This is a genomic window from Escherichia sp. XD33, from assembly GCF_019375075.1.
GTDB classification, from domain to species: domain Bacteria; phylum Pseudomonadota; class Gammaproteobacteria; order Enterobacterales; family Enterobacteriaceae; genus Enterobacter; species Enterobacter flexneri_A.
Genome location: NZ_JAENDM010000101.1, coordinates 1 through 5,444, shown reverse-complemented (window position 1 = coordinate 5,444; position 5,444 = coordinate 1). Strand labels below are relative to the sequence as shown.

The 5,444-nt window shown below is 58.8% G+C and carries 4 protein-coding genes; 1 reads left to right on the top strand and 3 read right to left on the bottom strand.

All coding sequences use genetic code 11. The features are described 5' to 3' along the window. Positions 1-168: 168 nt before the first annotated feature. Positions 169-648: an Rrf2 family transcriptional regulator gene (locus K0778_RS24630; protein WP_000888203.1), complete on the top strand. Its 480-nt coding sequence runs from the start codon at positions 169-171 to the stop codon at positions 646-648. Positions 649-717: 69 nt separating this feature from the next. Here the strand turns inward: K0778_RS24630 and oqxB are convergent, their stop codons facing one another. The 3 genes from oqxB to K0778_RS24615 all read right to left on the bottom strand — a co-directional run. Further along, positions 718-3,870 carry a multidrug efflux RND transporter permease subunit OqxB gene (gene oqxB / locus K0778_RS24625; protein ID WP_000347934.1) on the bottom strand — a complete coding sequence of 1,051 codons (3,153 nt, stop codon included), beginning with the start codon at positions 3,868-3,870 and terminating at the stop codon, positions 718-720. 23 nt (positions 3,871-3,893) lie between these two features. Continuing rightward, entirely contained in the window at positions 3,894-5,069 is a 1,176-nt protein-coding gene (gene oqxA, locus K0778_RS24620; protein ID WP_002914189.1) for a multidrug efflux RND transporter periplasmic adaptor subunit OqxA, read from the bottom strand. A gap of 187 nt (positions 5,070-5,256) precedes the next feature. Beyond that, on the bottom strand, positions 5,257-5,444 hold a 188-nt coding region (locus tag K0778_RS24615), incomplete at its 5' end, for a hypothetical protein (protein ID WP_205247858.1).

Below are 5,444 nucleotides of genomic sequence, written 5' to 3'. Positions count from 1 at the left end.
CTCAGCATTTTATTATGGTGATCCCCTGGGCGAAATGCGCCTGGTAAGCAGAGTTTTTGAAATGTAAGGCCTTTGAATAAGACAAAAGGCTGCCTCATCGCTAACTTTGCAACAGTGCCCTCTGCGGTGCTAAAAAGAACAAGATTCACCGCAACCCAGGACACTGCCATGTTAGATTACCGCTTCCCGACAGCTTTGCAGATGGTTCTCAGCGTAGCAATGGCGGAGCAGATGGGTGAACGTTCGACGAGTGCGATTCTGGCCTACGGCCTGGAAGCGAACCCGAGCTTTATCCGTAAACTAATGGTTCCGCTAACTCGTGACGGCATTATCGTCTCCACGCTTGGTCGCAACGGCTCAATTCATCTTGGCCGTCCGGCGGACAAGATCACCCTGCGTGATATCTATCTTTCGGTTATCGAAGATAAAAAACTGTGGGCGTCGCGTCCTGACGTCCCGGCCCGCTGCGTGGTCAGCGCCAACGCCTGCTGGTACTTCAAATCGGTTGCCGATGAAGCAGAGCAGGCTTCGTTAAACGTCCTCGCTCGCCATACCGTGGCCAGCGCGCTGGAGGCGGTCAAAAACGCCGATACCAGCGGCTGCGACCCGGTGCCGGAAATGATCGCCCGCTTTAAAAAAGCGCATTAATCATTTTCTGGTGACGAAAAAAAACCGCCTTCAAATTGTGAAGGCGGTTTTTTTGTTATCTGCTGCAGGCTAGGCGGGCAGATCCTCCTGGACCGGCTTCCTGCGGGTCACCAGTTTCCGTAGCGTCACGTAAAACACCGGCGTCAGGAACAGACCGAAGAGCGTCACGCCCAGCATCCCGGAGAACACCGTGATCCCGGTGACGCCGCGGACTTCCGCCCCCGCGCCGTGGCCGAGGATCAGCGGAATGGTCCCGGCGATAAAGGCGATGGAGGTCATCACGATCGGGCGCAGACGCAGGCGGCATGCCTCCAGCGCCGCTTCCATGATGCCTTTCCCCTGGATCTCCAGCTCGCGGGCAAACTCGACGATCAGAATGGCGTTTTTACAGGCCAGGCCCATCAGGACCACCAGACCCACCTGCACGAAGACGTTGTTATCGCCCCCGGTCAGCCAGACGCCAAACAGCGCGGAGAGCATCGTCATCGGTACGATAAGGATCACCGCCAGCGGCAGGGTCCAGCTTTCATACAGCGCGGCCAGTACGAGGAATGCCAGCAGCACCGCCACCGGGAAGACGATCAGCGCCGTGTTGCCCTGGGTGGCCTGCTGGAAGCTGAGATCCGTCCACTCAATATTCATCCCATTCGGCAGGATCTGCTTCGACAGCTCTTCCAGATGCGTCATCGCCTGCGAAGAAGAGAGGACCCGCGGATCGGCATCGCCAATCAGGTCCGCCGCCGGATAACCGTTGTAGCGGATCACCGGATCCGGCCCGTAGGTGGTACTGATATTCACCATACTGCCGATCGGTACCATTTCGCCCTGATTATTGCGGGTGCGCAGATTGGCGATATCTTCCACGCTCTCGCGGTATGGTCCGTCAGCCTGGGCCATCACGCGCCAGGTACGCCCGAACTGGTTAAAGTCATTGACATAAGACGAGCCGAGATAGGTCTGCAGCGTACCGAACAGATCGGTTAGCGATACCCCCTGCGCTTTCGCCTTATCGCGATCGACCTGCACGTCCAGCTGCGGCACGTTAGCCTGGTAAGTCGAGATCGGGAAGTGCATCCCCGGCGTCTGCATAATCGCCCCGGACATCGCATTCACCGCGCTTTGCAGCGCGCCATAGCCCAGCCCTCCGCGATCCTGGATGTACAGGGAGTAGCCGGAACCCTGACCCAGACCTAAAATCGGCGGCGGCAGGATGGAAAAGCCAAAGCCCTGCTGGATTTGCGCGATTTTGGCGTTGATCTCCGCGTTAATTTCCGCCGCCGTGTGTTTGCGCTGGTCGAACGGTTTCAGGCCAAAAAAGACCGTCCCGGTATTCGGCGTGTTGGTGAACTGCAGCGCGTTAAGCCCCGGGAAAGCGACCGCATAGTCGACCCCTTCGGTATTCATCCCGATCTCGCTCATTTTGCGGATCACCGCGTCGGTGCGCGCCAGCGACGACCCTTCCGGCATCTTCACGCCGCCAATGAGATACAGCTTATCCTGGGTGGGAATAAACCCGCCGGGGACGACTTTAAACATCACCCCAGCGGCGCAGAGCAGCAGCAGGTACACCGCAAACACTGCGCCACGGCGTCCAAGCGTTTTGCCTACCAGTCCCTGATAGCCGTTCGAGCTGCGCAGGAAAAAGCGGTTAAACGGACGGAAAATCCAGCCAAACAGGCGATCGATCAGCCGGGTAGGGAGGTCTTTCTTCGCGCCGTGCGGCTTTAACAGCAGGGCCGCCAGCGCCGGGGAGAGCGTCAGCGAGTTGATGGCCGAGATCACCGTCGAGATGGCGATGGTCACCGCGAACTGTTTGTAGAACTGGCCGGTGACCCCGGAGAGAAACGCCATCGGCACGAACACCGCACACAGCACCAGCGCAATGGCGATAATCGGCCCGGAGACCTCACGCATCGCCTGATGCGCCGCGGCAAGCGGCGCAAGCCCCTCTTCGATATTACGCTCGACGTTCTCCACCACCACGATGGCGTCGTCCACCACGATACCGATAGCCAGTACCAGCCCGAACAGGCTCAGGGTATTCAGCGAGAAGCCCAGCAGATAGAGAATGCTGAAGGTACCCACCACCGATACCGGCACAGCGATCAACGGGATAATCGACGCGCGCCAGGTCTGCAGGAACAGGATCACTACCAGCACCACCAGCACTACCGCCTCCAGCAGCGTCTGCACCACCGCGCGGATGGAGTCGCGGACGAAAACCGTCGGGTCGTACGGCGCCGCCCATTGCATATCTTCCGGGAAGCGGGTGGCCAGCTCGGCCATTTTGGCGCGTACCGCGTTCGACAGATCGATGGCGTTAGCGCCGGGTGACTGGAAGATACCGATCCCGACCGCATCCTTATTGTTGAGCTGGGAGCGCAGCGCATAGCTACCGGAACCCATCTCGATGCGCGCCACGTCGCGCAGGCGGACCAGCGAGCCATCCTGCGCCGTTTTCAGAATGATATTGCCAAACTCTTCTTCGGTATGCAGACGGCCCTGGGCGTTAATGGAGATCAGGAAATCGCTCTCCTGCGGCAGCGGCTCGGCGCCAAGCTGTCCGGCAGACACCTGGACGTTTTGCTCCTGCATCGCCGTCACCACATCCGAGGCCGTCAGACCGCGGGCAGCGACCTTATTGGGATCCAGCCAGACGCGCATCGCATATTCACCGGAGCCAAAAATCTGGATCTGGCCGACGCCGGGCAGGCGCGCCAGCTCATCCTTCACTTTCAGCGTGGCGTAGTTGCGCATATACAGCGAGTCGTACTTCCCGCCGGGGGAGAACAGATGCACCACCAGGGTCAGCGTCGGAGACTGCTTCTGGGTGGTGATCCCCAGACGGCGTACATCCTCCGGCAGACGCGCTTCGGCCTGCGCGACGCGGTTCTGCACCTGAACCTGCGCCTGATCCGGGTCGGTACCCGGGCGGAAGGTGACGGTGGTGACCAGCACGCCGTCGGAGCCGGCGACCGATTTCATGTACATCATGTTTTCAACGCCGTTGATCGCTTCCTCCAGCGGCGTCGCCACGGTCTCGGCAATCACTTTCGGGTTGGCGCCGGGATACTCCGCGCGCACCTGGACGCTCGGCGGGACGACATCCGGATATTCGCTCACCGGCAGCAGTGGGATAGCGATTAACCCGGTGATAAAAATTAAAATCGACAGCACCGCGGCGAAAATCGGCCTGTCGATAAAAAAGCGGGAAAAGTCCATGTCTTGGATTCTCTGATTAGGGATCAGTTAAGGGTGGCGCTGGAGGTCATGGCAACGGTTTTGGCGTTAACCGGCATACCCGGCATAAACACTTTTTGTAAGCCGTCGACGATGACGCTATCCCCAGGATTCAACCCCTTCTGAACGATGCGTAAACCGTCTGCCAGCCGCCCTGGGGTAATGTCGCGGCGCTGTGCTTTACCATCTTTATCAACGATATAGACGTATTTACGATCCTGATCGGTCAGTACCGCTTTGTCGTCGATCAGCGTGGCTTTGAACTCTGCGCTGCCCGGCAGACGCACGCGGGCAAACAGCCCCGGCGTGAACAGACGCTGCGAGTTATCCAGCAGCGCACGCATGCGGATGGTGCCGGTACTCGGCGTTAACTGATTATCGAGAAAATCCACTTTGCCCTGGTGGGGGTAACCCTCCTCGCCCACCAGGCCAATCTCCACCGGGAGCGCCTGATTATCGCTGGACGCGCCTTGCCCGCGGCGGGCGAGGTTTTGATAGTGGAGGTAGGTTGACTCGTCGACGTCAAAGTAGACGTACACCGTCTTTTGCGAGACCAGGGTGGTGAGCACGCTGGCGGTGTCGCCCGCGGTGACCAGGTTACCGCTGGTGATCAGCGCCCGGCTGGCGCGGCCGTCAATAGGGGCGGTCACTTTGGTGAAGTCGAGGTTAAGCTGCGCGGCATCCACCGCCGCCTGCGCGGCGCGAATGTCGGCCTGCGCCTGAACCGCGGCTGACCGGCGCTGCTCCCACTCTTCACGGGAGACGAGGTTGGTATGGACTAATTTATCGGTGCGGTTCGCCTCGCTTTGCGCGAGGCTGGCCTGCGTTTTGGCTCTTGCCAACGCCGCCTGCGCCTGCTCCAGCGCGGCGCGATAGGTTCTGTCATCTATCGTGAACAGCACCTGGCCCTTTTTCACCTCCTGGCCGTCAGTGTAATTCACTTTATCAATGTATCCCGAGACGCGAGGGCGAAGCTGAACGCTCTCCACCGCTTCAATGCGACCGTTAAAACTATCCCACTGACTGATCGACTTCACCAGCACCTTAGCGGCGCTGACCGTCGGGGCGGGAGGCGCAGCATTCTGTGCGACGCTGTCGTCGCAGCCGACGAGCAGAAAGGAGAGCATCATCGCGCCGAGCGCGGTCAGGTGAATGTTTCCCCAGGTTTTTTGCAGGCTCATTATTTTTATTCCGGTAAATGTAGCCGCCGGGCAAGACGCAGCGTGAGAAGCCGCGCCACTTCCTTTGTCCGGGCTGGCTTAAGGCCATTTGTGTCGATCATCGCCACAAAACTGTAACAATTTCGAATACACTATCGCGGCGATTGTAGGAAGGCGCTTAACTAAGTGCAAGAATAATTGTTGCACTTTATGTGCGGTCCAGGGGGGGGATAAAAAACCGCGATCCCGGCGTGGATTTAAATGTAACAATAAAACTGGCACTGTTGCAAATAGTCGGTGGTGATAAACTTATCATCCCCTTTTGCTGATGGAGCTGCACATGAACCCATTCAAAGGCCGGCATTTTCAGCGTGACATCATTCTGTGGGCCGTACG